Below are 23,292 nucleotides of genomic sequence, written 5' to 3' on the forward strand. Positions count from 1 at the left end.
TGTCCTGCGGATCTTTATCGGAGGTGGAGGACGATGCAGGCCAGGATGATCTCGGCGCGGTGGTAGGCGGCTCGTTTGGCGAATCTGGTGGCCAGGCCGCGGAACTGCTTGAGACGGTTGAAGCAGCGCTCGACCACGTTACGGAGCTTGTAGAGGTCGGGGTCGAAGGCTGGTGGCCTGCCACCGGCCGAGCCCAAGGCTTTGCGTCGGTCGATCTGGTCGATGCGTTCGGGAATGGTGGCCTTGATTCGCCGCTGCCGTAACGCGGTGCGGGTGCTTGGGTGGGCGTAGGCTTTGTCTGCGATGACCCGCCCGACCCGCACTCGCTGCCCGTCGACGTCGATGTCGTGGATGTCGTCGAGCAGCGGCAGCAGTTGCGGGTTGTCGCCAGCCTGGCCGGGTGTGAGGATCACCGCCAGCGGCAGGCCCGCTGTGTTGACGGCCAGGTGGAGCTTGGTGGTCAGCCCTCCGCGGGAGCGTCCGAGGCATTCACCGTCGACGGCGAGCGCTTCGATCCAGTCCGCGCAGCCCCCTTTTTCCGGGCACCGGCCGCGTGCTGGTGCGCCCGCACACTCGTGGAGTCAACGCTGACCACGAACGCGACGTTGTCCTCCAGCGTCCCGAGCGAGTCGTCTTTGACGATCACGTGCTCCAGGATCCGGTCCCCTGTCCCGTCCGCGGTCCACTTGCGCAGCCGCTCATGCGCGGTCTTCCACGGCCCGTACCGTTCGGGCAGGTCACGCCAGGGCGCGCCGGTGCGTTGCTTCCACAGGATCGCGTTGATCACCTGCCGGTGGCTGCGCCACCGGCCACCGCGCTGCCCACTCTGCACGGGCAGCAACGGCGCGATCCCCGCCCAGGCCTTGTCCGTCAGCTCACCACGACCAACCACCATCCATCATCTGCACACGATCATGGAAAGATCCGCAGGACACGCCCTAGTCTTCGACCGGGGTCGCCGGGCGCGACGCACTTTTCGAACTCGGTGCCGGTCCTGCGCTTGACCGTGATCCAGACACTTCGAGATGGATGGCTCGCGAGCACGTGACCTTCGCGTGGCAGGCAACCACAGGGCCTGTCTGCCGAGCGAGAACCTCGTCCCCCTGGCCGATCACGCGAACCGGATCGTCCCGTGAGGACAGTGCGGACCGCCGGAAGTGCCGCCTTGGAAACGATCCCCCCGCTCGCGCGGGTGGCGCACTTTGTGACCTGCGTCCCGGGTCGGCGCACGGCCGGAAGGGTGGTGCAGGTTCGCGGGACAGCGACCGGGCATTTCGGACTGCGAGTTCACCGGCCGCAACGCCGGCGATGCGGAGGTCGCTTCGCTCTCACGCCCGTGCTCTGGAACGTCGCGAATTTCTGGCGTTCCAGCGCACGGGCGATCCCTGGCGCGATGCCGGACCGTTCGTGGGCTCTAGTCGTTCTTGACGCTCCACTCGACGAGCGGGTGCAGGACGCGCATCAGGCTCACACCCCGCTCGGTGGGCCGGTATGTGATCTGGACCGGTGTCGTCGGCACCACGACCCGCTCTATCAGGCCGTGGCTCTCGAGTTCACGAAGACGCTGGGAGAGCAGCTGGTTCGAGATCCCGGTGACGCGTGCCCGGTAGTCGACGAACCGGCGGGCGCCCCGCATCGCCGCCATGAGCACGGCGGCGGTCCATTTCCTGCCCACGATCTCGACCGAGCGCTGGAAGCGGCGGCACACGTCGTCGTCGATGTGCTCGTAGGCGACCTCCGCGCGGCTCTCGCCCGGGGCGGCGGATTCGCTGGTGGATCGCGAGCTGGTCACTCGGTCATCATAGCTGACCGAGTTGTATTAGGTGACCTGGTAATGCCCCGTTTGTCGCCCGTGGTCGGCTTCGGGCAGCCTGGTGGCATGAACGCACGCACCGCCGGTCCCGACGCGCGGTGAACTACGGACACCGGCTGCGGTTCGGGCTGCGCCTGGACACCGGCGCCGATCGCGAACCCGGTCACCTGATCAAGAGGGTGGCCCTGGCCGAGCGGTGGGGACTGGACCTGCTCGTCGTCCCGGCGGGAACCGCCGGCGCCGATCTCGAGCCGGGGACCGTGTCGTCGTGGATCGCGGCGTCGACGGGCTCGCTCGGACTGGTGGTGGAGTCGCCGCCGCCCGCGCATCCGGCGGTGCTCGCCAGGGCCGTCGCGAGTCTGGACCACCTCACCGGGGGCCGGGTCGAACTGGCTCTCCACGCGGATTCCGAGGAAGCACTCGGCGACACGATCGCCGTCGTCCGCGAGCTGTGGAACGTCCTCGACCGCGGCCTCGGCCGGTTCACGGGCCGCGTCCACCGGCTCGCCGGCGCGCAGAAGGCCGCACCCGCGCACGACGTGCCGATCGCCGTGCACGGCGATCGGCACGTGCTGCGGCTGGTGGGTCAGCTGGGCGACGAGTGGTCGACGGTCGCCGACGTCGCCGCGCTGGCGGAGGGCAACCGCGTGGTCGACGAGGCCGCGGGAGAAGCAGGTCGCGACCCGCGCGAGATCCGCAGGCGGGTCACGATCCGAGGTGGCTTCGGCGAGCGTACGGAGAGGTTCACCGGAACCGCCGCGGACTGGGTGAACGACCTGTTGCCTCTCGTGCTCGACCACGGAGTGGGCACGGTCGTGCTCGACACCGACTCCGAGGACGTCGCGGCGCAGTTCGCGAACGACGTCGCCCCCGCGCTGCGGGACGCCGTGGACGCGGCGCTGCCCCACGGTTGGTCGAGTGCGCGGATTCGCCGTGCGGCCGTACTCGCCAGGCGCCGTCCGGGGATCGACTACGAGGGTGTTCCGGCGGAGATGGCCGAGGTCGTCGAGCCGGGGGACCTGGCTTACGCGCGGCTGCGCTCCGGTTACCTGCGCGGAGGCGCGCCGGGGATCGTCCTGCGGGCCGCGACGAACGAGCAGGTGGTGCGGGCGCTGGCGTACGCCCGTCGGCATCCCGGCGTTCCCCTGTCCCGCCGCAGCGCCGGGCACGGGGTCTCGGGACGCTCCACGAACGACGGCGGGATCGTCATCGACGTGTCGCTGATGAACGCGATCGAGGTCCTCGATGAGCGGACGCGCCGGGTGCGCATCGGTCCGGGCGCACGCTGGGGCGAGGTGGCGGCCGCGCTGGAACCGTACGGCTGGGCGTTGAGTTCGGGCGACTACGGCGGCGTCGGGGTCGGCGGCCTCGCCACCGCAGGTGGCATCGGTTATCTCGCGCGCGAGCACGGCCTGACGATCGACCACCTGCGGGCCGTGGAGATGGTGCTCGCGGACGGCTCCGCTGTGCGGGCCGACGACACGGAGAACGCGGACCTGTTCTGGGCGGTGCGGGGCGCGGGCGCGAACTTCGGGATCGTCACCGCGTTCGAGTTCGAGGTCGACGAGGTCGGTCCGGTCGCCTTCGCCCAGCTCACCCAGGACGCGAGCGACGTCGAGCGCTACCTCGTCGAGTGGGGCCAGGTGGTCGAGCAGTCGCCGCGGGACCTCACCAGCTTCGTGATCCTGCCGCCGCCGCGGGGCGGGCGACCGGCGGTGGCGCTGAGCCACACCATGGTGCATTCCGCCGACCGCGAGACCGTGCTCGCCCGGCTGGAACCGCTGGCCGCGATTTCCCCGATGTACGCCCAGGACGTCACCATCTCGTCCTACGCGGCGGTGATGGACAACGCGAGTGACGACGCGCCGGTGTCCCGGGGTGAGCCGGTTTCGCGCAGCGGCCTGCTCCGGCACGTGACCCCGGAGTTCGCCGCGGCCGCCGCCCGGGTGCTGCGCAGCGGCGCGATCGGCTGGTTCCAGCTCCGCGCGGTCGGCGGGGCCGTCGCCGACGTTGCCGCGGACGCCACCGCCTACGCCCACCGCGACGCGAACTTCTCGCTCGTGGTGATGGGCGGTGACGACGAGGTGGTCGACGCGGCCTGGGAGCTGCTGCGTCCCTTCCTCGACGGCCTCTACCTCAGCTTCGAGTCCGGTCTCCGGCCCGAACGCCTCGCCGAGGCGTGGCCACCGGCGACTCTCTCGCGGCTGCGTGAGCTCAAGTCCCAGTACGACCCGGAGGGAGTGTTCGACGACAACTTCGCGCTCACTCCCGCCACGAACGATCCCGGAGGAAGCGAGAAATGACCGACTACGGCCACGACCTGTGGTTCGGCAGCTTCGTCACGCCCGCCGCCCGCCCGCCCCAGGCGCCGGTCGAGCTGGCACTGGCCTCGGAGCGGGCCGGGCTCGATCTCGTCAGCTTCCAGGACCACCCGTACCAGTCGGCGTTCCAGGACACCTGGACGCTGATGTCGTACGTCGCGGCGCGCACCGAGCGGATCCGGGTCAGCGGCAACGTGCTGAGCCTTCCGCTGCGCTCGCCCGCCGTGCTGGCCCGCGCCGCCGCGAGCCTGGACCGGCTCACCGGTGGGCGGGTCGAACTGGGCCTCGGCGCGGGCGCGTTCTGGGACGGCATCGCCGCGATGGGCGGCCGCAGGCTCACTCCGGGCCAGGCCGTGCAGGCCCTGGAGGAGGCGGTCGCCGTGATCCGTGGGCTGTGGGCCACCGACGAGGCGGGTCCGCTCAAGGTCGACGGCGAGTTCTACGCCGTGACCGGCGCCAAGCGCGGGCCCGCGCCGGCCCACCGGATCCCGATCCACCTCGGTGCCTACAAGCCGCGCATGCTCCGGCTGACCGGCCGGATCGCCGACGGCTGGCTGCCGTCACTCGGTTATCTGCCCGAGGGTCCCGCATCACTCGACGCGATGAACGAGCAGATCGACGAAGCCGCCTCGGCCGCGGGCCGCGAACCCGCGGCGGTCCGCCGCCTGCTCAACCTGAGCGGCCGATTCACCACCGGCGGTGGCGGCCTGTTGCAGGGCACCACCGCCGACTGGGCCGAGCAGCTCGCCGACCTCGCACTGCGGTACGGCGTGTCCGGGTTCATCCTCGCCTCGGACGAGCCCGCCGAACTCGATCTCTTCGGACACGAGGTCGCGCCGCGAGCCCGCGAGCTCGTCCAGTCCGAACGCACGGCGTGACGCTGTCAGACCTGGGAGCCGCCATCTGCGCGGGCAGGGACCGGCGGCGCGCTCGTGCTGTGGGGTGAGCCGGGGATCGGCAAGTCCGCCCTGCTCCGCCACGTCCACGTCGCAGTACGCCCCGTGCGAGGACGCGCACGGCTTGCACCGCCCTCACGACGGCGGCCCCGACCCGGTCGAGACTCCCGGGTCGGGGATGTGGGCGCCACGGCCCTCCAGCGTGTCCGAACCTACGTCGGCGGCCGGTGCTCGCGGATCGGTCGCCCTATCGGCAGTGGCCGGGTTCCCTACTGGCGCAGGCCGGTGCGCGAGGCCTGTTCGACGCGGGCGATCAGTCGGCTGTTGTGGACGGCGCGGTCGAAGCCCGGGGCGTGGTACGTCCCGTTCGCGATGTCACGCGCCAGGCTGGCGTACACCTCGCCCACGTTGATCGACGCACCGGTCCAGATCTCGGCCGCGGTCGGGCCGGTACCGGTGGCGACCGGGGTGTCCGGCGGGGTGAAGTCCACACTCGAGGCCAGCGTGAGATCGCCGACCTGCGCGCCCGCGGGGTGATTGCCAGTCAGCGTCAGCCAGCCGTCCGAACCGCGAACCTCGAGACTGAACCGAGCCTCGGGTGCGGGAACGCCTGCCAGGATCTGCACTCCGACCGGCGCGCCCGACGAGGTCTTGGCAATGGCGTCGAGGTGATCCGGGACTTCCCGGACGGAGACCGCGCCGGTGTCGGCGAGTTTCACCTCGGGCCAGAGGAGTTCCGTGCGCGCGTCGATCTCGGTGATGTCGCCGAGCACCGCTTCGACAAGGTCCAGGACGTGGCCCGCCGCGATGGTCAGGAAGCTCGCGCCCGACGCCGCCTTGTCGAAGTACTCGTACGTGCTCACCGACTCGGGACCGTTGCCGAACGTGGTCGCGACGACCCGGGCCGAGAGCAGCCGCCCGAGCCTGCCCTGCGCGATGATCTCCGCCGCGCGGCGGACCGACGGGTTCAGCCGTCCCTGCAGGCCGATCGCCGTGTGCAGCGAACCGGCCGCGGCGGCCATCTCTTCGGTCTCCTCAACGGACGCGCCCAGCGGAGACTCCGAGTACACGGCCTTGTTCGCCGCCAGGGCCGCCAGCACCAGCTCGCGGTGCGCGGGGACCTTGACGGCCACGGTGACAAGATCGATCGACGGATCGCGGATGAGCTCGAACGGATCGGCGAACCAGCGCTCGGCCCCGAACGCCTCGGCGGCGGCGCGGGCACTCTCCTCTCTCCGTGTCGCCACGCCCGCCAGCTGGAACGCCGGCTGTGCCGCCAGCGCGGGGATGTGCGATGCCCCCGCCCAGCTCGCCTTCGTGTCCGCGCCGATGATGCCGACCCGAATCGCCTTGCTTGACATGATGTCCGGTTCCCTTCGTCGATGTTCGAGAGAGGTACGGCCATTCCGTACCTTTTGGGCTGGTTACTGGTCGATGGCGGCCAGGTCGGGCTCGGCATGACGTTCGCCGGAGGCCGGTGGCAGTTCGTTCAGCCGGGAGAGCTGTGCGGTGCCGAGCCGGATCCGGTCGGCGGCGCTGTTCTCCTCGAGCCGGTCGGCCCGCCTGGTGCCCGGAATGGGCGCGATGCCGTCCCCCTGCGCGAGCAGCCAGGCCAGCGCGACCTGCGCGGGCGTGGCATCGACGTCGGCGGCGACCGCGCGGACCTCGTCGACGATGCGCAGGTTGCGAGCGAGGTTGTCGCCGGTGAACCGGGGATTGGTGCGACGCCAGTCGGTGGCGTCCAAGCCGTCCAGGGTGCGGATGTCGCCGGTGAGGAAGCCGTGCCCCAGCGGCGAGTAGGGCACCAGGCCGATGCCCAGCTCTCGCAGCGTGGGCAGCACCTCCGCCTCGGGGTCGCGGGTCCACAGTGAGTACTCGGTCTGGACCGCGGCCACCGGATGAACGGCGTGCGCCCTGCGGATCGTGGCCGCCGCCGCCTCGGACAGTCCGATGTGGACGATCTTGCCCGCGGACACCAGCTCGCTCAACGCTCCCACCGTCTCCTCGATCGGCGTGCCGGGGTCCACCCGATGCTGGTAGTACAGGTCGATGTGGTCGATTCCGAGCCGCGACAGCGATCCGTCGACCGCCGCGCGCACGTTCGTGGGCGTGCTGTCCGGACCCGGCCGGCCGGTGTGGGAGACGAGGCCGAACTTGGTGGCGACGACAACCTCGTCCCGGCGGCCCCGGATCGCCCGGCCCACCAGTTCCTCGTTGACGTAGGGCCCGTACACCTCGGCGGTGTCCAGATGGGTGACACCGAGGTCCAGGGCTCGCCGGATGGTGCGGATCGACTCGGCGTCGTCCCGGCCCGCGCCGGTGTAGAACGCCGACATCCCCATCGCCCCGAGGCCGATCCGCGAGACCTCCAGTCCTCCCAGCGAGGTGCGGTGCATCCGATGGTCCTTTCACGAATCGATGGGCAGGTGCGGCGTCGGTCGCCTGAGTGGCTACGCCGGCCCTTGAACTTGACGCTTCAAGTTCTACCCGATCGAACTTGACCCGTCAACAAGCCCGGTTAGGATGGCGTCATGGCGAACACCGCAGCGGGCACGGACGGACCACGCCGCCGGGTGCCGAGCAAGGACGCGGCACCCGAGGTGCCGGTCGGCACGCGATGGCTGAACGGCGACGAGCGGGCGGCATGGCTGGCCAACTCCGCGATCATGATCAGCCTGCCCGCCGCACTGGACGCGCGGATGCAGCGCGAGGCCCAGCTGACCTTTTTCGAGTACATGGTGCTTTCGGTGCTGTCCGAGCAGCCGGAGCACACGCTGCAGATGAGCGAACTCGCCGCGCGGACGGCGGCATCGCTGTCACGGCTGTCGCACGTTGTCGGGCGGCTGGAGAAGCGTGAACTGCTCACCCGAGCCCGGATCCCCGGCCCGGGCAGGCGGACCAACGCCATACTGACAGAGGCGGGCTACGAGGTCGTGGCGGCGGCGGCGCCAGGGCATGTCGCGGCCGTCCGGGAGTACCTGATCGACGAACTCGAGCCGCACGAGCTGACAGCACTGCGCCGGATCGGCACCGCGGTCGATGCCGCCATCAAGCGCGCGCAAACGTGACAGGGGCTCGACGGTGGCCTCCCCGGACGAAACGTCGACCCCGGAGTCGGTCCGCCATTACCCCGGACGTCCTCGATCCGCATCAGCCTCCGGCTGTTGAGGTCACCGCGGAAGGTCCCGGAAGCTGGGTTCCTCCGCAAACGTTCGCGATGGTCTCGTCCGTGCCCGCGGCGTCGGGCACACGGTCCACTCCGGACGGTGCGGCCGTCCGCGGCCGGTCGGGCAACCCGTCGCCGTAGTCGACGGGCACCGCCTCTGCCGGGTTCAAAGTGTGGAGTTCATTCGGTCGGGGCGGGCCAGATGCTGCCGATGACCTGTTTCAGCGGCCCGTGTGATCGCCTCGAGCACCCGGTGGCGATCGAGTGCGACCGTGAAATCCGGCGCATCGGCGGTTCCGTCGCGGAGGTCGGCGGCGAACTGGGCGTAGAGGCGGGCGACCCCCGCTGCGGGTGCGTCGAGTTGCCGGTCGGGACCTGCATAGGCGGGGGGAACCGGTAGCACTTGGACAGGCTCGCTGCCGCGGCGCAGCGTGATGGTGAAATCGGTGAAATGGAGGTAGCCCGACGCCGATTCCACCCGCACACCACCCTCGGTGCCCTGGATCTCCCACACCGTCGCCGGGCCGGCGGACTGCCCGGCACTGTAGTGCAGCGAAGTGACGATCCCGCCTTCGAGAACGCCGGAGACGACGATCTCATCCGGCGCGTCCTTCGGCAGCGACGCGCCATCGGAGAGGCGGACGCCGTCACCGCGCTGATTGGCGACGACGGCGGACAGACTCTCGAACGTGCCGAGCACGCGCGCAAGCGGTTCGAGCCCGTGACCGAGCATGATGCTCAGAAGCGTGGCGCCATTCTTTGCCTGAGCCATGTACTCGACCGGCGGGTCATATCGGCCGACCCACATTTCGTCGGCCAAATGCGCTCGGATGCTCGTGCTGAGCGGCTTGCCGATCACGCCTTGCGCGATGAGGTCGCGAAGGAAGAGGATCGGCGGGTGCAGGCCGCCCTGCAACCCGACAACCGTCCACAGCCGCCGCTCGCGGGCAAACCCCTCCAGCGCTTCGGCCTCCGGCAGGTTTCTTGCGAGCGGCCATTCGCAATAAACCATCTTGCCCGCGGCCAGCGCGTCGGAAACAATCCGCTTGTGCTCCGGCACCTTGACCGCAACCACCACCAGGTCGACCTCCGGCCGCACGACCAGAGCCTCATGTGTGTCGAAGGCGAGATCGGCGCCCAGCCGACGAGCGGTCGCGTTCGCGCTCTCCATACGAGTCGTGCTGACGGCGCGGATCTGGAACGCGTCGAGCGCCTGCAGCGCCGGGACGTGGGCAATTCCACCCCAACCCCGATCGGCACTGGCCCCGACAAGGCCGACGCCGATCCGGCTATTTGCTGAATTCGTCATCAGGATGCTCCTGCCCTGTGCGGCCCCGGCAACGCTCTCCGGGCCGGGTCACGATGATGCGTTTCCGGACAAATGCGCAGGTTTTACTTGTGAGCCCAGTGGGCCTCGAGTTCGCGCGCGACATCGGCCGGACGCTCCAGCATCGGCCAGTGCGAGCTGCGCAGCTTGAAGACGGCACGTGCGCGGGTGGCATTACCGAGCTCGTCGGCGAAGCGGTGCGGGAGAAACGGATCGTCCAGGCCCCAGATCACCAGCGCTGGCGCGGTCACGTTGCTCAAACCCGGCTTCCACTCCGCCCCGACCTCGATCGCCGAACGGTAAAGGGTGAGAATGCTTGCCCTCATGGTGGCATCGATATGCCGGACCGATTCGTTTGCCGCGTCGAGCGGCATCTGCGCCTCGTTGAGACTTGCCGCGAACTCCTCGAGATCGAGGTCTGCCATCCACTGCTCGCCCTCGCCTGGCGTTTGCCAGATCTTGGCAAGGTAGTGCCACGGATACTCCGGATCGATCGGCCCGCTGATGCCTGTCCACGTCCGCACCAGATCTGGCCGGATGGACGCGATGCGGCCCGTCAGCAGAGACCCCCAATCATGACCGACCAGGTCGACGGGTTCGCCGATTTCTTCGATCTTCTTGATAAGCCAATCGAGATACTCTTCTTTCGTCGACGTGAATCCCGCCGGCAGGGGTGCGCCAAATCCGGGGAGATCGATCGTGACAATATCTTCGCGTTGAAGATGGGAGCGGAGAGTTTCCCAGATCCGGTGGGTATCAGGCACACCATGGACGAGGACTGCAGGCATTTCGGATTCTCCAATTGATTGTTGTCGTGCTGGAATGGCCGGTCGGCCGAGTCAGGGAAGAAGGATGACTTTGCCGTGGGTGTGGCCCGTGGCGACGAGGCGATGGGCGTCCGCGGCCTCGTCGAGCGGGAAGCTCCGGCCGATGCGTGCGGTCCACGCACCGGCGGCGATCAGGTTCAGGGCTTCCTGGACCGGGCCGCGGTCGCGGTTCCCGCTGCCTCCCGGGCTGAATGCGACGCCGTATCGTGCGGCATCGCGGTCGGCGAGCGTCACGATCCGGTCCGGGCCGCCGAGAAGATCGACGAGGCCGGGCAGGAGTCCCTTGCCGACGGTGTCGAGCGCGGCATCGATACCGTCGGGAGCGGCGGCGCGGATGCGGTCGACCAGGCCCGGGCCGTGGGCGACGGGGATCGCACCGAGACTCTTGACGAAGTCGGCGTTGGCAGTCCCGGCGACGCCGATCACCGTCACACCGCGCTGTCGCGCGAACTGCACGGCGGCGCCGCCCAGAGCGCCGCTCGCGCCGGCGACCACGAGCGTGTCACCCGGGCGAAGGTTCAGAAGCCCGAGCGCCCTCGCCGCGTTGTCGGCGCCGATGACAGTAGCCGCGGCCTCCTCGAAGGAAACGCCGTCGGGGATCGTCGCGAAGTTGCTGCTGACCGTGTACTCGGCGTAGGAGCCCTGGGTGGCGGAGTCCGGCCACCCGGCGACGCGGTCACCGACCACGCCCTCGTCGACGCCCGGGCCAACCGCCTCGACGACGCCGGCGAACTCGAATCCGATGATGGCGGGAGCACGCAGGCCGAACGCTCCGGCGCGTGCCTGGATCTCCGCCGGGTTCACCCCGGCGGCGTGCACCCGCGCCAGTACCTGACCCGGACCCGGCACCGGTCGCGGAGCCTCCGTGACCCGCAACACGGAGGGCTCGCCGAACGAGGTGATGACGGCGGCTTTCATGATGATCCTTCTCCTATCGAGCCGGCGGCACTCCGCTGCGGCGAGGTCACGTCCGGAGGCCCAGTGCGTTACTTCGGGACTGATCAGTACATAAGTAACGTACACAGGCGGAGATCTATTCGCAAGCTCTCAACCGCGCGGGCGGGCGTCACGGCCCGGGGCGTCAGGCCTGGGTGTTCGCGCCGTCCTCGGCCCGCGCGAGCTCGATCGCCCGCGTCATGACATCGCGCTGCGCGGGGTTGTACAGCGCGCTCATCGCCTCGGCCGGAGCAGCCTGTGCGGCGTCGAACTCCCCGCCCGCCTCATCACCGGAGCTGTGCTCACCATCGACGGCGGCTTGAACGCCTGCCCCTTCGCGCTATCTGGACTGCCCGATCCGTAAGGGGGCATAATGACTGCCATGCCCGTATCGCAGACCACGATGGGGCGGCCCCGCGGGTTCGACCCCGACCACGCCCTCGAACAAGCCATGAGAGTGTTCTGGGCCAAAGGATACGAAGGGGCGAGCCTGACGGACCTGACCGACGCGATGGGCATCACCCGCAGCAGCATGTATGCGGCGTTCGGGAACAAGGACGAGCTGTTCCGCCGAGTGGTCGAGCTGTACACCGAAGGCCCAGCCTCCTACGGAACCCGTGCACTGTCCGAGCCGACCGCACGCGAAGTCGCCGAGTCCATTCTTCGCGGCGCGGCCGCTGCCAGCACGAGTCGCGAGGCACCCCACGGATGCCTTGGCGTCCAGGCCGCGCTGTCCGCCGGCGACAACGGGCTCACTGCCCAGAAGGTCCTCGTCGACTGGCGCCAGGATGCCGCTGCGCGCCTTGAGTCCCGATTTCTGCGTGCGCGGTCCGAGGGTGATCTGCCGGAGACCGAGGATCCGCGCACGCTGGCGACCTTCATCACGACGGTCGCGTACGGCATCGCCGTTCAAGCGGCGACGGGCAAGAGCGAGGCGGAACTGCGCCGGGTCGCTGATGTGGCGATGAACGCGGTGTCCTGGTCCCACGACTGAGACAGCGAACTCCGCGATCGTCTTCATCGATGCCTCAAGGGATGTCACGTAACTCGGGGATCTATCCCGTGATCGGCTCTGGTGCACTTCCGGGGTGGTCAACCGAGGAGGATGCGGTGGCGCAGGAGAGAGCGATGCCGGCTCTTCCGTACATCTGCCGCTTGAGCAGCTTCGTCTTGGTGTTGACGCCTTCGGTGCGTCCGTTGTGGTGGGCGAGGGTGATCGCGGCGGTGGTGGCGTCGATGTCCTGGTCGATGCCTCGGGCAAAGGAGTGCACGTGAGGGAGATCGGCCTTGCGTGCGGCGCTGGTCCTTTCCGCTAACCGGGCCGGGTTGTCCTGGGGCTGTCCCGTGGCCGGTGTTTCGGCGTTGTTGATCAGTAGGTTTCGGATCCCGGCCAGCGGCCACCGAACGTGATAGCGAACGCGTTGAGCACTGGCTTCCAGCGCATCGTCCATCGGGCGCGGCCTGTCCTGGTCGGGTCCAGGCTGCGGGTCACAAGATACCGGCACACGATATCGATGGCTGCCGAGGGTGCGGCCCGGTTGACGGCGGTTGGTTCTGCCGTTGTCGCCGCCACTGCCCGCGGGCGGGAGGCCGGCGAGGGGGTTCGGGGTGAAGGTTGAGAAGTCGATCCTGGCGGACGTGGCGTTCATCGATCCCGACAGGGGCCGCGGACCGGTGGTGGCGGCACCCACTCGAGCCGAAGATCGCGGCTGCGGTTCGCCGTCTCGGTCTCCTGCGGGAGGGTTGGCCGAACCGAAGCCGCCGCCAGGTGGTCCAGAACCGTCCTTTTAGGACGCGTCTCGGACATTACTGGGACATCGAAGGTCAGGGCGCGATGCAGCCAAGCGGGCTCTGACCAGGCATGACGAGATCGACCTCGGGCGACGGGTCGCGAGCTTGACGAGCGGCTTTCGAACGGTCTGGAAGAGTGGGGTCGTTGAAGTGTCCGGGGTGGCTGGGCCGCCGCGGCGGCCTGTCGCGGTAGAACACTGTTTAGCCTGCGCGAGCTTGTTGACTTACCGCCATCTGGGTGGAAGTATTCCCGCTACCTCACATTGGAAACGTTTCCAGCGGCCCGCACCTGGGCTTGGAAACGTTTCCAAGCCGGAGATCTTCCCGAAGTGGAGTGACGATGACGTCAACCCGCGCCGCGCCGGGGGCGCAGCGGTCCGGGGACGGGCGCGAAGCAGGGGGTGCCTGATGGCGACCCCCACGGTGCGACCCCGTCGCCGCAAGGCTGTGGCGTCCACCCCCATGGTGCGCGCCCGCCGCCGGGAGGCGGCCGCCCTGGTGATGCCGTCGCTGATTCCGATCCTCGTGCTCAGCGTGGCCCCGCTGGTGATCGGGATAGCGCTGGCGTTCACCGACGCCCGGCTGGTCCGCAACCCCGACTACGCCTTCACCGGGCTCGACAACTTCGGCAAGCTCGTCGGCAACGACCTGTTCTGGGACTCCCTGCGCATCGGTCTCATCTGGACGGTCGGGGTCACCGTGCTCCAGCTGGCCGCCTCCATGGGACTGGCGCTGCTGCTCAACTCCGGCCTCAAGCTCGAAGGCCTGACCCGCGTGCTCGCCCTCGTGCCGTGGGCGATGCCGCCGGTCGTCGTGGCGATCATGTGGCAGATGATCTACTCGGCCAACGGCGGCCCGCTGAACGCCTTCCTCGGCGAGGTCGGCCTGCCCGACGACATCAACTGGCTCGGCGACTTCGCCACCGCGCTGCCCGCGGTGATCGTGGTCGGCGTCTGGGTGGGCATGCCCCAGACCACGGTGACGCTGCTGGCCGGGCTGCAGCAGATCCCCGCCGAACTGCACGAGGCCGCCGCCGTGGACGGGGCCAGTGCCTGGCGCCGGTTCACCGCGGTGACCTGGCCGAGCCTGCGCCCGATCGTCACCTCGATCACCTCGCTGAACTTCATCTGGAACTTCAACTCGTTCTCGCTGGTCTACGTGCTCACCGCGGGCGGCCCCGGCGGCAAGACGATGGTGCCGGTGCTCTTCGTCTACCTCGAAGCCTTCAAGAACCGCGAAATCGGCCAGGCCGCGGCGATGGGCGTGGTGCTGGTGGTGCTGATCGTCCTCATCCTGGCCGTCTACCTGCGTGCCCAGTTCCGTGACGACCGCGCGGAAGGGGGACGGTGATGCGCGCACTCGTCCGGCCCGCCCAGTACCTGGCGCTGGCCTGCTACATCCTGTTCCTCGGCTTCCCGTTGCTGTGGCTCATTTCGGCCTCGGTGAAGTCTTCGGGCGAGCTGAACTCGCTGACCGTGAGCCTGCTGCCGGAGCAGTGGCACTGGCAGAACTACCCGGAAGCCCTGGACCGGCAGGGGCTGATCCGTTCCTCGGGCAACAGCCTGGTGGTGGCGCTGGCTTCCACCGTTCTCGTCATCCTGATCGCGCTGCCCGCGTCGTACGTGCTGGCCCGGCTCAAGGGCAAGGTGCGGATGGCGGGCATCGGCTGGATCCTGGTCAGCCAGGTGTTCCCGGTGGTGCTGATCATCCTGCCGCTGTTCCTCATCCTCCGGTCCCTGGGCCTGACCGACAGCCTGGTCGGGCTCACCCTGGTGCACACCACCTACACCCTGCCGTTCGCGCTCTGGATGCTGCAGGGCTACGTCGCGGCGATCCCGGTGGAACTGGAGGAAGCCGGGGCGATGGACGGTGCGAGCAGGCTGCGGGTCCTGCGCACCATCGTCTTCCCGCTGCTCGCCCCCGGCGTGGTGGCCACGGCGATGTTCAGCTTCGTCTCCTCGTGGAACGAGTTCTTCTTCGCGCTGGTCCTGCTGCAGTCGCCGGAGAACTACACGCTGCCGATCACGCTGAACATGTTCATCGGCGGTGAGGGCAAGGTCTCGCTCGGGCCGCTGGCCGCGGGCGCGGTGCTCGCCGCCATCCCCAGCATCGTCTTCTTCACCCTGCTGCGCCGCCGCCTCACCGGCGGGCTGATGGCCGGGGCGGTGAAGGGATGAGCACGTCCACCCCGAGGAAAGGTCGGTCAATGAAGATGCGACGCGCGGCGCTCGCCGCCTGCCTGCTGAGCCTGGTGCTCACCGCCTGCGGGAGCGGGGAGAGCGGCGACTCCGGCCCGGTCAAGCTGACCTTCCAGTCCCTTTCGGACCAGCCGGGCGCGATCGAGCAGACGCGCAAGACCGTCGACGAGTGGAACCGCACCCACCCCGACGCGCAGGTGGAGATCGTGCCGGCCGGCTGGGACGGCGTCTACGACAAGCTGGTCACCCAGTTCAACGCGGGCAGCGCGCCGGACATCATCCACTACGAGGCCGCGGGCATCGTGCCGTTCGCCAAGGACGGGTACGTGGCCGACCTGACCCCGTACCTGCCCGAGGCCAAGCGCGCCGACGTGACCAAGGGCGTGCTCGACTCGGTGACGGTGGACGGGCAGGTGGTCGGCTTCCCGACCGAGGTCCAGTCCTATGTGGTCTTCGCGAACAAGGCGCTGCTGGCCGAGGCCGGGGTGAGCCCGCCGACCGGTCCGACGATGACCTGGGACCAGCTGCGCGAGATCGCCAAGGCGACCACGAAGGACGGCAAGTTCGGCCTCGGCTGGGGGTTGTCCAGCCCGACGGCCTCGTTCGTGGCGATGGCGCCCGGCTTCGGCGGCAAGTACTTCGAGGGCACCGGCGACGCGATGAACGTCAGCATCGGCGAGGGCGAGATGGCACTGCCGAAGCTGGTCGACGCGATGGCCTACGAGGACAAGTCGATCATGCCGGTGACCCTGACCCAGTCCGGCACCAAGGCGCTCGCGCCGTTCTACGGCGGCCAGGTGGCGATGACCATCCAGGGTTCCTACCAGGCGGCGAACATCGCCAAGGACGCGCCGGCCGGGTTCGACTGGGCGGTGCTGCCGCCGCTGGCCGGTCCGGCGGGCCCGGCGCAGGCGAGCAGCGCGCAGACGCTGTCGGTCAACAAGGACTCCGCGCACGTCGAGCAGGCCGCCGCCTTCATCGACTTCTTCACCAGCACGGAGAACCTGGCCGCGATCAACGAGGCCGACGGCCTGATCCCGCCGACCACCTCCGCGCGCGAGGCGCTCGCGGCGAAGGTGGGCACGAAGAACGGCTGGGACGTCATCCTGTCGTCCGGGCAGCACCTGACCTCGGCGCCGTACGTGTTCGCGGACAAGTACGCGCAGTGGAAGGACACCGTGGCGACGCCGGCGTACCAGCAGTTCCTGGCGCGGAAGATCGACGCGAACGGGCTGGCCGCCCAGCTTCGCGACGGCTGGCAGAACATCTCCCGGTAGTTCGGGGGGCCGGGGGTCGTCCCCCGAGCAGACAGCACGGTAAGGAGATTCGGTTGACCTGGCTGGAAGACCGGGCCGTCGCGGTGATCGCGGGCGCGGCCGTGGGCGACGCGCTCGGCGGGGCCACCGAAGGGTGGACCCCCGAGCAGATCGAGGAACGGCACGGCGGCCGCGTCACCGGCATCGTCGGGCCCTGGTACCCGAACTGGCGGGACGCGCGGCCGATCGCGCCCTACCACAAGGGCGACGGGCACATCACCGACGACACCCTGATGACGCGGGCGCTGGTCGAGGTGTACGCGAAGCGCCGCGCCCACCTCGACGCCTACGCCATGGCCGAGGACCTGGTACCGCTGATGATCGGCGAACCGCGGTGGGTACCCGAGCTGGAGTCCACCGCGCTGCTGCTGCAACGCGTGTTCCTGGCGGAGAAGTGGATCGTCGCGCGGCTCCACTATGGACACGTCGACCCGCGCGAAGCGGGCGTGGGCAACGTGGTGAACTGCGGCGCGGCGATGTACGTGGCGCCGGTGGGCCTGGCGAACGCGGGTGATCCGCGGGGTGCCTACGCCGAGGCGATCGACCTGACCGGCGCGCACCAGTCGAGCTACGGCCGGGAGGCGGCGGGCGTGGTGGCCGCGATGGTCGCCGCCTCGGTCGCGCCCGGGGCGGGTGTCGGGGACGTGGCCGAGGCCGCGCTCGACGTGGCGCACGACGGCACGGCGGAGGCGTTGCGCGCGGTCGTGGACACCTTCGGCGCGTGGGAGAAGGCGCCGGCCACCGACGACGAGGAGCGCGCGCTCGCTCGGCTGGTGCGGGAAACCGTGGCGCCCTTCGATTCCGTGGGCCCGCGCTACCGGCAGATGTCGATGGACGCCCGCCGCCCGTCGCGCACCAAGTCCATTGAGGAGCTTCCGGCGGCGCTCGCCTTCGTCCTGGCGCACCGGGGTGATTACCGGGGTGCGGTGCTGGCGTCGGTGAACTACGGCCGTGACGCCGACTCGATCGCCACCATGGCTGGCGCGGTGTGCGCCGGGCTCGGCGGCTCGGCGGCCGTACCGGGGGAGTGGCTCGACGCGGTGAGCGAGGCCAGCCGGATGGACATCACCGAGACCGGCCGGTTGATGGCGTCGGCGGCGGCGGACATCCTCCGCGCGGACCGCGAACGGGCGCTCGCCCGGCTCGCCGCACTGGACGCCGTCGAGGCGGGGACGTGAGGCTCACCTGGGCGCAGCCCGAGGATCTGCTGGCACACGAACTGGTCCAGTCGGCCGCCGAGGGCATCGACGTCACCGCCGTGCGGGCGCGCTGGACCGCCGCGGGTGGCGACCCGGATCCGGCGGTGAGCGGGGCCGGCCCGCGGCCCGCGTCGCCGGAGTTGCGGGCGCTCGCGCGGACCCTGCTCGACGAACTGGATCTGCGCAAGGCACCGGACGAATCCTGGGACGTGCTCGCCGCGTCCCTGCCGCCGGCGCCGGAACTACCGTCCACTGTGGATGATCGCCTGCTCGGGGCGTGGACCGGCCGGGCGGCGGGTTGCCTGCTCGGCAAGCCGGTGGAGAAGATCCCGCGCGAGGGCATCGAGGAGATCCTGCGCGCGACCGGGCGGTGGCCGCTGGACCGGTGGTTCACCGCGGTGGGCTTGCCGGAGGACGTGGCGGCGCGGTGGCCGTGGAACCGCCGTTCGGCGCCGACGTCGCTGGAAGAGAACATCGACGGCATGCCCGAGGACGACGACCTCAACTACCCGATCCTCGCGCTGACCCTGCTCGAACAGCGCGGTCGCGGGTTCACCACCGACGACGTCGCGCAGCTGTGGCTCGACCACCTCCCGGCGGGCCGGGTGTTCACCGCCGAACGCGCCGCGTACCGGAACGTGCTCGACGCCCGCCCGGTGCCGGAAACGGCCACGCACCACAACCCCTTCCGCGAATGGATCGGCGCGCTGATCCGGGCCGACGTGTTCGGCTGGGTTTCCCCGGGTGACGTGCGCGAGGCTGCTCGGCTGGCCTACACCGACGCCCGGTTGAGCCACACGCGCAACGGCGTGTACGGCGCGATGTGGGCCGCCGCGCTGTGCTCGGCGGCGATGGTCTGCGACACCGTCCACAGTGTCCTGGACGCCGCGGAAACCGTGATCCCGTCAGGCAGTGCACTGGATCGCGCGGTGCGGATCGGCCGCGAGGCCGCCGGTACCGGTGACGTGCGTGCCGGGCTCGACCGCCTGCACGCCGAATTCGGCGACCTGCACTGGGTCCACGTGCTCAACAACGCGGCGGTCATCGCGTACGCGCTCGCCAAGGGTGACGGCGACTTCGGCGCCAGCGTGTCGATCGCGGTCACCGCCGGGTGGGACACCGATTCAGTGGGAGCCACGGTCGGCGGGGTGGTCGGCGCGGTGCACGGCGTGCCCGAGCAGTGGGCGAAACCGCTCGACGGCCGGATCGCCACCTCCCTGCCCGGCGGGGAGCAGCGCATCGCGGAGCTGGCCGCCCGCACGAAGGCCCTGGTGGCCCGATGAGCGGAGTGGTGGTGGTCGGCTCGGCGAACGCCGACTTCTTCGTGGACGTGCCGCACATCCCGGCCGCGGGGGAGACGGTGCTCGGCGGCGACCTGCGCCGCAGCGCCGGTGGCAAGGGCGCGAACCAGGCGGTGGCCGCGGCCAGGGCGGGCGGCGCGGAGACCACCTTCGTCGGTGCGCTGGGCCGGGACGATTCGGCGGACCTGCTGCTCGCGTCGATGCGGGAAGCCGGGGTCCGGACCGACCTCGTCGAGCGGGTGGACGCGGCGACCGGGACCGCGCTGATCACCGTGACCTCCGATGGGGAGAACACGATCGTGGTCGCCCCGGGCGCCAATTCGCGGCTCTCGCTCAACGCCGCGCAGGCGGACCGCATTGCCGCCGCGGACGTGGTGCTCGCGCAGCTGGAGATCCCGCTGGACGTGGTCCACGCCGCCGCGGCCGCCCGGCGGCAGGGTGCGGTGATGGCGCTCAACGCGGCACCCGCGCGGGAGCTGCCTGACGACATCTGGGCCGCGCTGGATCTGCTGATCGTCAACGAGCACGAGGCCGCCGACCTGGCGGGCTCACCGGAGGCCCTGCTGGACCGCGTGCCCGCGGTGGTCGTCACACTCGGCGGCGAGGGCTGCCTGGTGGCCGAACGCGGCCGGGAATCCTTGCGCATCCCCGGAATCCGGGTGGAGGCGGTGGACACCACGGGTGCCGGGGACACGTTCTGCGGAGTGCTCGCGGCGGCGCTGTCCCGCCGCTCGGAACTCGCCGAGGCCGCGCGGCTGGCCTGCGTGGCCGCCGCGCTCTCGGTCACCCGACGGGGCGCTCAGGCGGCCGTCCCGACGGCTGCCGAAGTCGCCGGAGGAAAGACACCATGACCTACGCGTTCGACCCGCTGGTACCGCGGCCGATCGACCGTCCGACCACTGTGGACGGACCGCTGGCCGACCTGGACGAGGCGAAGATCTTCAGCGGGCCGGAGGACCCGGCCGACCGGCCGGCCTGGCGTGAGCGCCTTCGGCAGTGGCGAGAGGACGCGCGCGCACGCCACGGGTACTCGGGCGCGGCCTACGAACGCCCCGGCGCGGCGTGGGCGGCGCGCTGCTACACCGTCGCGCAGGTGTGGTTGTGGGACGAACTGCTCTTTTCGTTCGAGGAAGGGCGCTTCACGCCCGCGCGCTTCCTCTCCGACGCACGGGAACGCTTCGGAGGCCTGGACGCCGTGGTGCTGTGGCACGCCTATCCGGTGATCGGCCTCGACGACCGCAACCAGTGGGACTTCTACCGGGAAGTCCCGGGGCTGACCGAACTGATCGGCGCGCTGCACGTCGCCGGACTGCACGTGTTCGTCGACTACAACCCGTGGGACGTCGGCACGCGACGCGGGGGCGACGACGTGACCGAGCTGGCCTCGCTCGTCGCGGATCTCGGCGCCGACGGCGTTTTCCTCGACACGCTCAAGAAAGCGGAACCCGAGTTCGTCGAACGGCTGGAACAGGCCAAGCCCGGCATCGTGCTGGAAGGCGAGTCGAAGCTGGCCGTCGAGCGCATCGAGGACCACGCCTGTTCGTGGGCGCAGTTCTTCGCCGACTCGCCGGTGCCCGGGGTGCTGCGGGCGCACTGGTACGAGCGGCGGCACATGCAGCACCACATCCGGCGCTGGCACCGCGACCATTCCGAGGAACTGCAGTCGGCGTGGCTCAACGGTGTCGGCGTGATGGTGTGGGAGGTGGTGTTCGGCGTGTGGGTCGGCTGGTCCGCCCGCGACGCCGCCACCGTGCGTCGCATGACCACCGTCCAGCGGGCGGCGGGCTCGTTGTTGCTCGACGGCGAATGGACCCCGCTCGCGGAACTGGCGCCGGAGGCGGAGGCGGCCGGGGTCTACGCGTCCCGCTGGGAACTCGACGGCGTGACACTGTGGACGGTCGTCAACCGGGGTGAGCGGGACTATTCCGGGCCGGTGGTGGATTCGGCCCGCGAGCTGATGCCCGGGCCGGTACCGGCGCGCGGGATCGGCGCGCTGGTGCGGGTCGAACCGGGCACACCGGAACCGTCGTGGCTGCCGGAGCTGGCCGAGGCGCTGCGCGACCTGCCGCACGACCCCGATGCCCGCTTCCCGCACCGGCTCGCCACCCGTGTTGTTCCACAAAGGACCACCGGAACCGCCGAGCCGGATGCCGTGGTGGTCCCGGCGGGCCCGTACGTGCTCACCGTGCGGTACCGGGCCAGGGAAACCGGGATGTACCAGGGTGCGCCCTATGTGGACGAATGGAAGCCGCTGCCGCCCCGGCTGCACGACGCGCGGACGCTGCAGCGGGACGGCGTCCTCGCCAACGACGTGGCCGTCGCGGCCGCCGAGGTGACCAACGCGCAGTTCGCCGCCTTCCTGGAGGCGACGAACTACCGGCCCGCTCAGCCAAGCCGGTTCCTCGCGCACTGGGACGACGCGCGGCCCGAGGAACCGGTCACCCACGTCGATCTCGACGACGCCCGGGCGTACTGCGCGTGGCGGGGTGGCAGGCTGCCGACCGAGGACGAATGGCAGCTCGCGGGGGAATCCCTGGAGCGCACCTTGTGGAACTGGACCGAGAGCGAGCATTCGGACGGCCGCACCCGGTTCGTCATGCTCAAGGGCGGCAGCGACTACCGGGCGGAAGGTGCCGACTGGTACCTCGAAGGCGGACGGCACGCGCCGGACTACAGCGTGAAACTCCTGCTACCGGGGCTGGGCCAGGCGCGCAGCGCGACCGTCGGATTCCGCTGCGCCTGGGATCTCTGAGTTCCCGAGGACCTCGACCAGTTTGGTCATGCTGTCCTCGCCGAACCCGGCCGCGACGCCCCGGCGGAACGCGGCGTGCACGGCGTCGGGCAGGGCGGTGTCGACCCCGGCGTCCGCGGTGGTCCGGACGACGTGGTCGACGCTGGCCGCGCCCATGGTCAGGCGTTCCGCGTCACCGGGGTGGTCGCCGGCGTCGATCCGCGGTGAGTAGAAGGCGAGGAAGTCCGGCAGGCCCGCGAGCAGCGACGAGGCGTGGGGCAGGAAATCCGCGGCGGAGATGCCGTGCGCGCGGGCCACGGCCAGGCTGTGCAGCCAGCCGAGCGTCGTGGTCCAGAACAGGTCCATGGTCAGCTGGTAGTAGGCGGCGGCCAGGCCGGGGTCCTCGCCGCGGTAGTCGGGGCGGGTGAGCACGGCCAGTGCCTCGCGGTGGGTGTCGAAGACGTCGCGGGGTCCACTGTAGAAGGTGTATGCCTCGGGCCGGCCGATCTGCGGGGGAGCGGCCTGGACCCCGCCGGTCAGGTGCGCCGCACCGTGGTCCGCCGCCCACTTCGCGGCCGCGCGGGCCCGTTCCGGGGTGTCCGAGCTGAGGTTGACCAGCACCCGGCCGGACAGGGCGTCGGCGACCGGATCGAGGAGGGCGTACATGGCGTCGTAGTCGGTCAGGCTGAGCACCACCAGTTCAGCGGCGGCCAGCGCCTCTCGCACCGTCCCGGCCCGGCGGGCGCCCTGGGCGGCCAGGGCGTCGGCCTTGCTCGCGGTGCGGTTCCACACGGTGACCCGGTAACCCGCGCCGAGGTAGGCCCGCGCCATCGCCCGCCCCATCGGGCCGAGGCCGAGCACCGTCACGTTCTCGATCATGCGCACATCGTGCGGCCGGTACCGGCGAACGCGGAAGTACCGACATTTTTGTCAGGGACCCGCGAGGCGGTCGGAGACGCGCTGCCGCAACCCCGGGGCGAGCTCCTCCCCGGTGAGCGCTTCGTACATCCACAGGCCGTCGGCGGCGAGGCGCGCGATGAACCGGTCGAACGCGGCCGGATCGGTTTCGGCCTCCTTCGCCGACGGCGCCCACTGCGACATCACTTCGATCCACGGCTCGGCGTAGACCGGGTTGATCGACGCTTCGAGCGACAGCAGCAGGTCCGCACGCGTCCCGCTCCGGGAAGCGACGCGCGCGTAGGCGGCGAGCCGTTCCTCGGCGGTGGCTTCGGCGGCGCTCTTGCCCGCGGCCTCGGTCATCGCCCGGTCCCATTCCCGCGCGACGTGCTGGTGCACGCCGAGCAGGAGCGCGACGCGGGTGGGGAAGTGGTAGAGCAGGCCGCCCTTGGTCAGTCCCGACTCGGCCGCCACCGATTCGAAGGTGACCGCGGTGACGCCCTCGCGCTGGACCACCTCGACCGCCGCGGCCAGGATCTTGGAGCGCTTGCTCTCGCGCATGATCGACTCCCC

General features: G+C 70.4%; 20 protein-coding genes and 2 pseudogenes. 11 read left to right on the forward strand and 11 right to left on the reverse strand.

Annotated elements, in window-relative coordinates; genetic code table 11:
- Positions 1-14: 14 nt before the first annotated feature.
- Together JYK18_RS45280 and JYK18_RS47360 are read right to left on the reverse strand one after the other, a co-directional pair.
- Positions 15-892, reverse strand: a protein-coding gene (locus JYK18_RS45280; protein WP_374195134.1) for an IS5 family transposase whose coding sequence is annotated in 2 segments (ribosomal slippage) — positions 15-497 and positions 500-892 — 876 coding nt in all. Because the reading frame shifts where the segments join, the coding sequence is not laid out codon by codon here.
- Positions 893-1,414: 522 nt separating this feature from the next.
- Positions 1,415-1,792: a helix-turn-helix domain-containing protein gene (locus JYK18_RS47360; protein WP_206810473.1), complete on the reverse strand. Its 378-nt coding sequence runs from the start codon at positions 1,790-1,792 to the stop codon at positions 1,415-1,417.
- 119 nt (positions 1,793-1,911) lie between these two features.
- On the opposite strand from JYK18_RS47360, the gene JYK18_RS45290 reads away from it, so the two are divergent.
- Both JYK18_RS45290 and JYK18_RS45295 read left to right on the forward strand, forming a co-directional pair.
- The gene (locus tag JYK18_RS45290; RefSeq protein WP_206810474.1) at positions 1,912-4,116 is read left to right on the forward strand and encodes an LLM class flavin-dependent oxidoreductase; all 2,205 of its coding nucleotides are present in this window, start codon (positions 1,912-1,914) and stop codon (positions 4,114-4,116) included.
- Positions 4,113-5,012, forward strand: a complete 900-nt coding sequence (locus JYK18_RS45295) for an LLM class flavin-dependent oxidoreductase (protein WP_206810475.1) — start codon at positions 4,113-4,115, stop codon at positions 5,010-5,012. The genes JYK18_RS45290 and JYK18_RS45295 overlap by 4 nt, the downstream gene beginning before the upstream one ends.
- A 287-nt stretch (positions 5,013-5,299) precedes the next feature.
- On the opposite strand, the gene JYK18_RS45300 is transcribed toward JYK18_RS45295, so the two are convergent.
- Complete coding sequence (locus tag JYK18_RS45300) at positions 5,300-6,391, reverse strand: Gfo/Idh/MocA family protein (RefSeq protein ID WP_242584606.1); 1,092 nt, start codon at positions 6,389-6,391, stop codon at positions 5,300-5,302.
- Between the two features lie 63 nt (positions 6,392-6,454).
- The gene (locus JYK18_RS45305; protein WP_206810476.1) at positions 6,455-7,426 is read right to left on the reverse strand and encodes an aldo/keto reductase; all 972 of its coding nucleotides are present in this window, start codon (positions 7,424-7,426) and stop codon (positions 6,455-6,457) included.
- Between the two features lie 135 nt (positions 7,427-7,561).
- Here JYK18_RS45305 and JYK18_RS45310 point away from each other — a divergent pair, with 135 nt between their 5' ends.
- Complete coding sequence (locus tag JYK18_RS45310; RefSeq protein WP_206810477.1) at positions 7,562-8,098, forward strand: MarR family winged helix-turn-helix transcriptional regulator; 537 nt, start codon at positions 7,562-7,564, stop codon at positions 8,096-8,098.
- 264 nt (positions 8,099-8,362) lie between these two features.
- Here JYK18_RS45310 and JYK18_RS45315 read toward each other — a convergent pair whose 3' ends face one another.
- The 3 genes from JYK18_RS45315 to JYK18_RS45325 all read right to left on the reverse strand — a co-directional run bounded on the left by JYK18_RS45315 (position 8,363) and on the right by JYK18_RS45325 (position 11,268).
- Positions 8,363-9,505 carry a Gfo/Idh/MocA family protein gene (locus tag JYK18_RS45315; RefSeq protein WP_206810478.1) on the reverse strand — a complete coding sequence of 381 codons (1,143 nt, stop codon included), beginning with the start codon at positions 9,503-9,505 and terminating at the stop codon, positions 8,363-8,365.
- Between the two features lie 83 nt (positions 9,506-9,588).
- Positions 9,589-10,311: an alpha/beta fold hydrolase gene (locus JYK18_RS45320; RefSeq protein ID WP_206810479.1), complete on the reverse strand. Its 723-nt coding sequence runs from the start codon at positions 10,309-10,311 to the stop codon at positions 9,589-9,591.
- A 51-nt stretch (positions 10,312-10,362) separates the two neighbouring features.
- Positions 10,363-11,268, reverse strand: a complete 906-nt coding sequence (locus JYK18_RS45325; RefSeq protein WP_206810481.1) for an NADP-dependent oxidoreductase — start codon at positions 11,266-11,268, stop codon at positions 10,363-10,365.
- A 400-nt stretch (positions 11,269-11,668) separates the two neighbouring features.
- Here JYK18_RS45325 and JYK18_RS45330 point away from each other — a divergent pair, with 400 nt between their 5' ends.
- Positions 11,669-12,280 (forward strand): TetR/AcrR family transcriptional regulator, encoded by a 612-nt coding sequence (locus tag JYK18_RS45330; protein ID WP_206810482.1) that lies wholly within the window; start codon positions 11,669-11,671, stop codon positions 12,278-12,280.
- A gap of 98 nt (positions 12,281-12,378) precedes the next feature.
- On the opposite strand, the pseudogene JYK18_RS47370 reads toward JYK18_RS45330, so the two are convergent.
- Together JYK18_RS47370 and JYK18_RS45335 are read right to left on the reverse strand one after the other, a co-directional pair.
- Positions 12,379-12,578, reverse strand: a pseudogene (locus JYK18_RS47370) (transposase); the annotation flags it as partial.
- Positions 12,579-12,655: 77 nt separating this feature from the next.
- Positions 12,656-12,790: pseudogene (locus JYK18_RS45335) on the reverse strand (IS256 family transposase); the annotation flags it as partial.
- 695 nt (positions 12,791-13,485) lie between these two features.
- Here JYK18_RS45335 and JYK18_RS45340 point away from each other — a divergent pair.
- From JYK18_RS45340 to JYK18_RS45370, 7 genes are read left to right on the forward strand one after another with little or no spacing between them, the layout of a single operon-like run.
- On the forward strand, positions 13,486-14,427 hold the full coding sequence (locus tag JYK18_RS45340; protein ID WP_206810483.1) for a carbohydrate ABC transporter permease: 942 nt from the start codon (positions 13,486-13,488) through the stop codon (positions 14,425-14,427).
- A complete protein-coding gene (locus JYK18_RS45345; RefSeq protein WP_206810484.1) occupies positions 14,427-15,254 on the forward strand; it encodes a carbohydrate ABC transporter permease in 828 nt (275 codons plus the stop codon). Before JYK18_RS45340 ends, JYK18_RS45345 begins: the two co-directional genes overlap by 1 nt.
- 29 nt (positions 15,255-15,283) lie before the next feature.
- Positions 15,284-16,552 carry an ABC transporter substrate-binding protein gene (locus tag JYK18_RS45350; RefSeq protein WP_242584607.1) on the forward strand — a complete coding sequence of 423 codons (1,269 nt, stop codon included), beginning with the start codon at positions 15,284-15,286 and terminating at the stop codon, positions 16,550-16,552.
- 53 nt (positions 16,553-16,605) lie between these two features.
- Positions 16,606-17,769 (forward strand): ADP-ribosylglycohydrolase family protein, encoded by a 1,164-nt coding sequence (locus JYK18_RS45355; protein WP_206810485.1) that lies wholly within the window; start codon positions 16,606-16,608, stop codon positions 17,767-17,769.
- Positions 17,766-19,073, forward strand: a complete 1,308-nt coding sequence (locus JYK18_RS45360) for an ADP-ribosylglycohydrolase family protein (RefSeq protein WP_206810486.1) — start codon at positions 17,766-17,768, stop codon at positions 19,071-19,073. Before JYK18_RS45355 ends, JYK18_RS45360 begins: the two co-directional genes overlap by 4 nt.
- Positions 19,070-19,942 (forward strand): ribokinase, encoded by an 873-nt coding sequence (locus JYK18_RS45365; protein WP_206810487.1) that lies wholly within the window; start codon positions 19,070-19,072, stop codon positions 19,940-19,942. Before JYK18_RS45360 ends, JYK18_RS45365 begins: the two co-directional genes overlap by 4 nt.
- Positions 19,939-21,843 (forward strand): SUMF1/EgtB/PvdO family nonheme iron enzyme, encoded by a 1,905-nt coding sequence (locus tag JYK18_RS45370; protein ID WP_206810490.1) that lies wholly within the window; start codon positions 19,939-19,941, stop codon positions 21,841-21,843. The genes JYK18_RS45365 and JYK18_RS45370 overlap by 4 nt, the downstream gene beginning before the upstream one ends.
- On the opposite strand, the gene JYK18_RS45375 is transcribed toward JYK18_RS45370, so the two are convergent.
- Both JYK18_RS45375 and JYK18_RS45380 read right to left on the reverse strand, forming a co-directional pair.
- Positions 21,781-22,701 carry an NAD(P)-dependent oxidoreductase gene (locus JYK18_RS45375; protein WP_206810491.1) on the reverse strand — a complete coding sequence of 307 codons (921 nt, stop codon included), beginning with the start codon at positions 22,699-22,701 and terminating at the stop codon, positions 21,781-21,783. The genes JYK18_RS45370 and JYK18_RS45375 overlap by 63 nt on opposite strands.
- A 51-nt stretch (positions 22,702-22,752) precedes the next feature.
- Positions 22,753-23,280, reverse strand: coding sequence for a TetR/AcrR family transcriptional regulator (locus JYK18_RS45380; RefSeq protein ID WP_206810493.1), 528 nt, complete (start codon positions 23,278-23,280; stop codon positions 22,753-22,755).
- Positions 23,281-23,292 lie beyond the last annotated feature (12 nt).

Source organism: Amycolatopsis sp. 195334CR, from assembly GCF_017309385.1.
In the GTDB taxonomy this organism is placed as follows: Bacteria; Actinomycetota; Actinomycetes; order Mycobacteriales; family Pseudonocardiaceae; genus Amycolatopsis.

Coding starts and splice junctions, on each gene's coding strand:
- JYK18_RS45295 (WP_206810475.1), top strand. CDS start 4,113: ATGACCGACTACGGCCACGACCTGTGGTTCGGCAGCTTCGTCACGCCC.
- JYK18_RS45300 (WP_242584606.1), bottom strand. CDS start 6,391: ATGTCAAGCAAGGCGATTCGGGTCGGCATCATCGGCGCGGACACGAAG.
- JYK18_RS45305 (WP_206810476.1), bottom strand. CDS start 7,426: ATGCACCGCACCTCGCTGGGAGGACTGGAGGTCTCGCGGATCGGCCTC.
- JYK18_RS45310 (WP_206810477.1), top strand. CDS start 7,562: ATGGCGAACACCGCAGCGGGCACGGACGGACCACGCCGCCGGGTGCCG.
- JYK18_RS45315 (WP_206810478.1), bottom strand. CDS start 9,505: ATGACGAATTCAGCAAATAGCCGGATCGGCGTCGGCCTTGTCGGGGCC.
- JYK18_RS45320 (WP_206810479.1), bottom strand. CDS start 10,311: ATGCCTGCAGTCCTCGTCCATGGTGTGCCTGATACCCACCGGATCTGG.
- JYK18_RS45325 (WP_206810481.1), bottom strand. CDS start 11,268: ATGAAAGCCGCCGTCATCACCTCGTTCGGCGAGCCCTCCGTGTTGCGG.
- JYK18_RS45330 (WP_206810482.1), top strand. CDS start 11,669: ATGCCCGTATCGCAGACCACGATGGGGCGGCCCCGCGGGTTCGACCCC.
- JYK18_RS45340 (WP_206810483.1), top strand. CDS start 13,486: ATGGCGACCCCCACGGTGCGACCCCGTCGCCGCAAGGCTGTGGCGTCC.
- JYK18_RS45345 (WP_206810484.1), top strand. CDS start 14,427: ATGCGCGCACTCGTCCGGCCCGCCCAGTACCTGGCGCTGGCCTGCTAC.
- JYK18_RS45350 (WP_242584607.1), top strand. CDS start 15,284: ATGAAGATGCGACGCGCGGCGCTCGCCGCCTGCCTGCTGAGCCTGGTG.
- JYK18_RS45365 (WP_206810487.1), top strand. CDS start 19,070: ATGAGCGGAGTGGTGGTGGTCGGCTCGGCGAACGCCGACTTCTTCGTG.
- JYK18_RS45370 (WP_206810490.1), top strand. CDS start 19,939: ATGACCTACGCGTTCGACCCGCTGGTACCGCGGCCGATCGACCGTCCG.
- JYK18_RS45375 (WP_206810491.1), bottom strand. CDS start 22,701: ATGATCGAGAACGTGACGGTGCTCGGCCTCGGCCCGATGGGGCGGGCG.
- JYK18_RS45380 (WP_206810493.1), bottom strand. CDS start 23,280: ATGCGCGAGAGCAAGCGCTCCAAGATCCTGGCCGCGGCGGTCGAGGTG.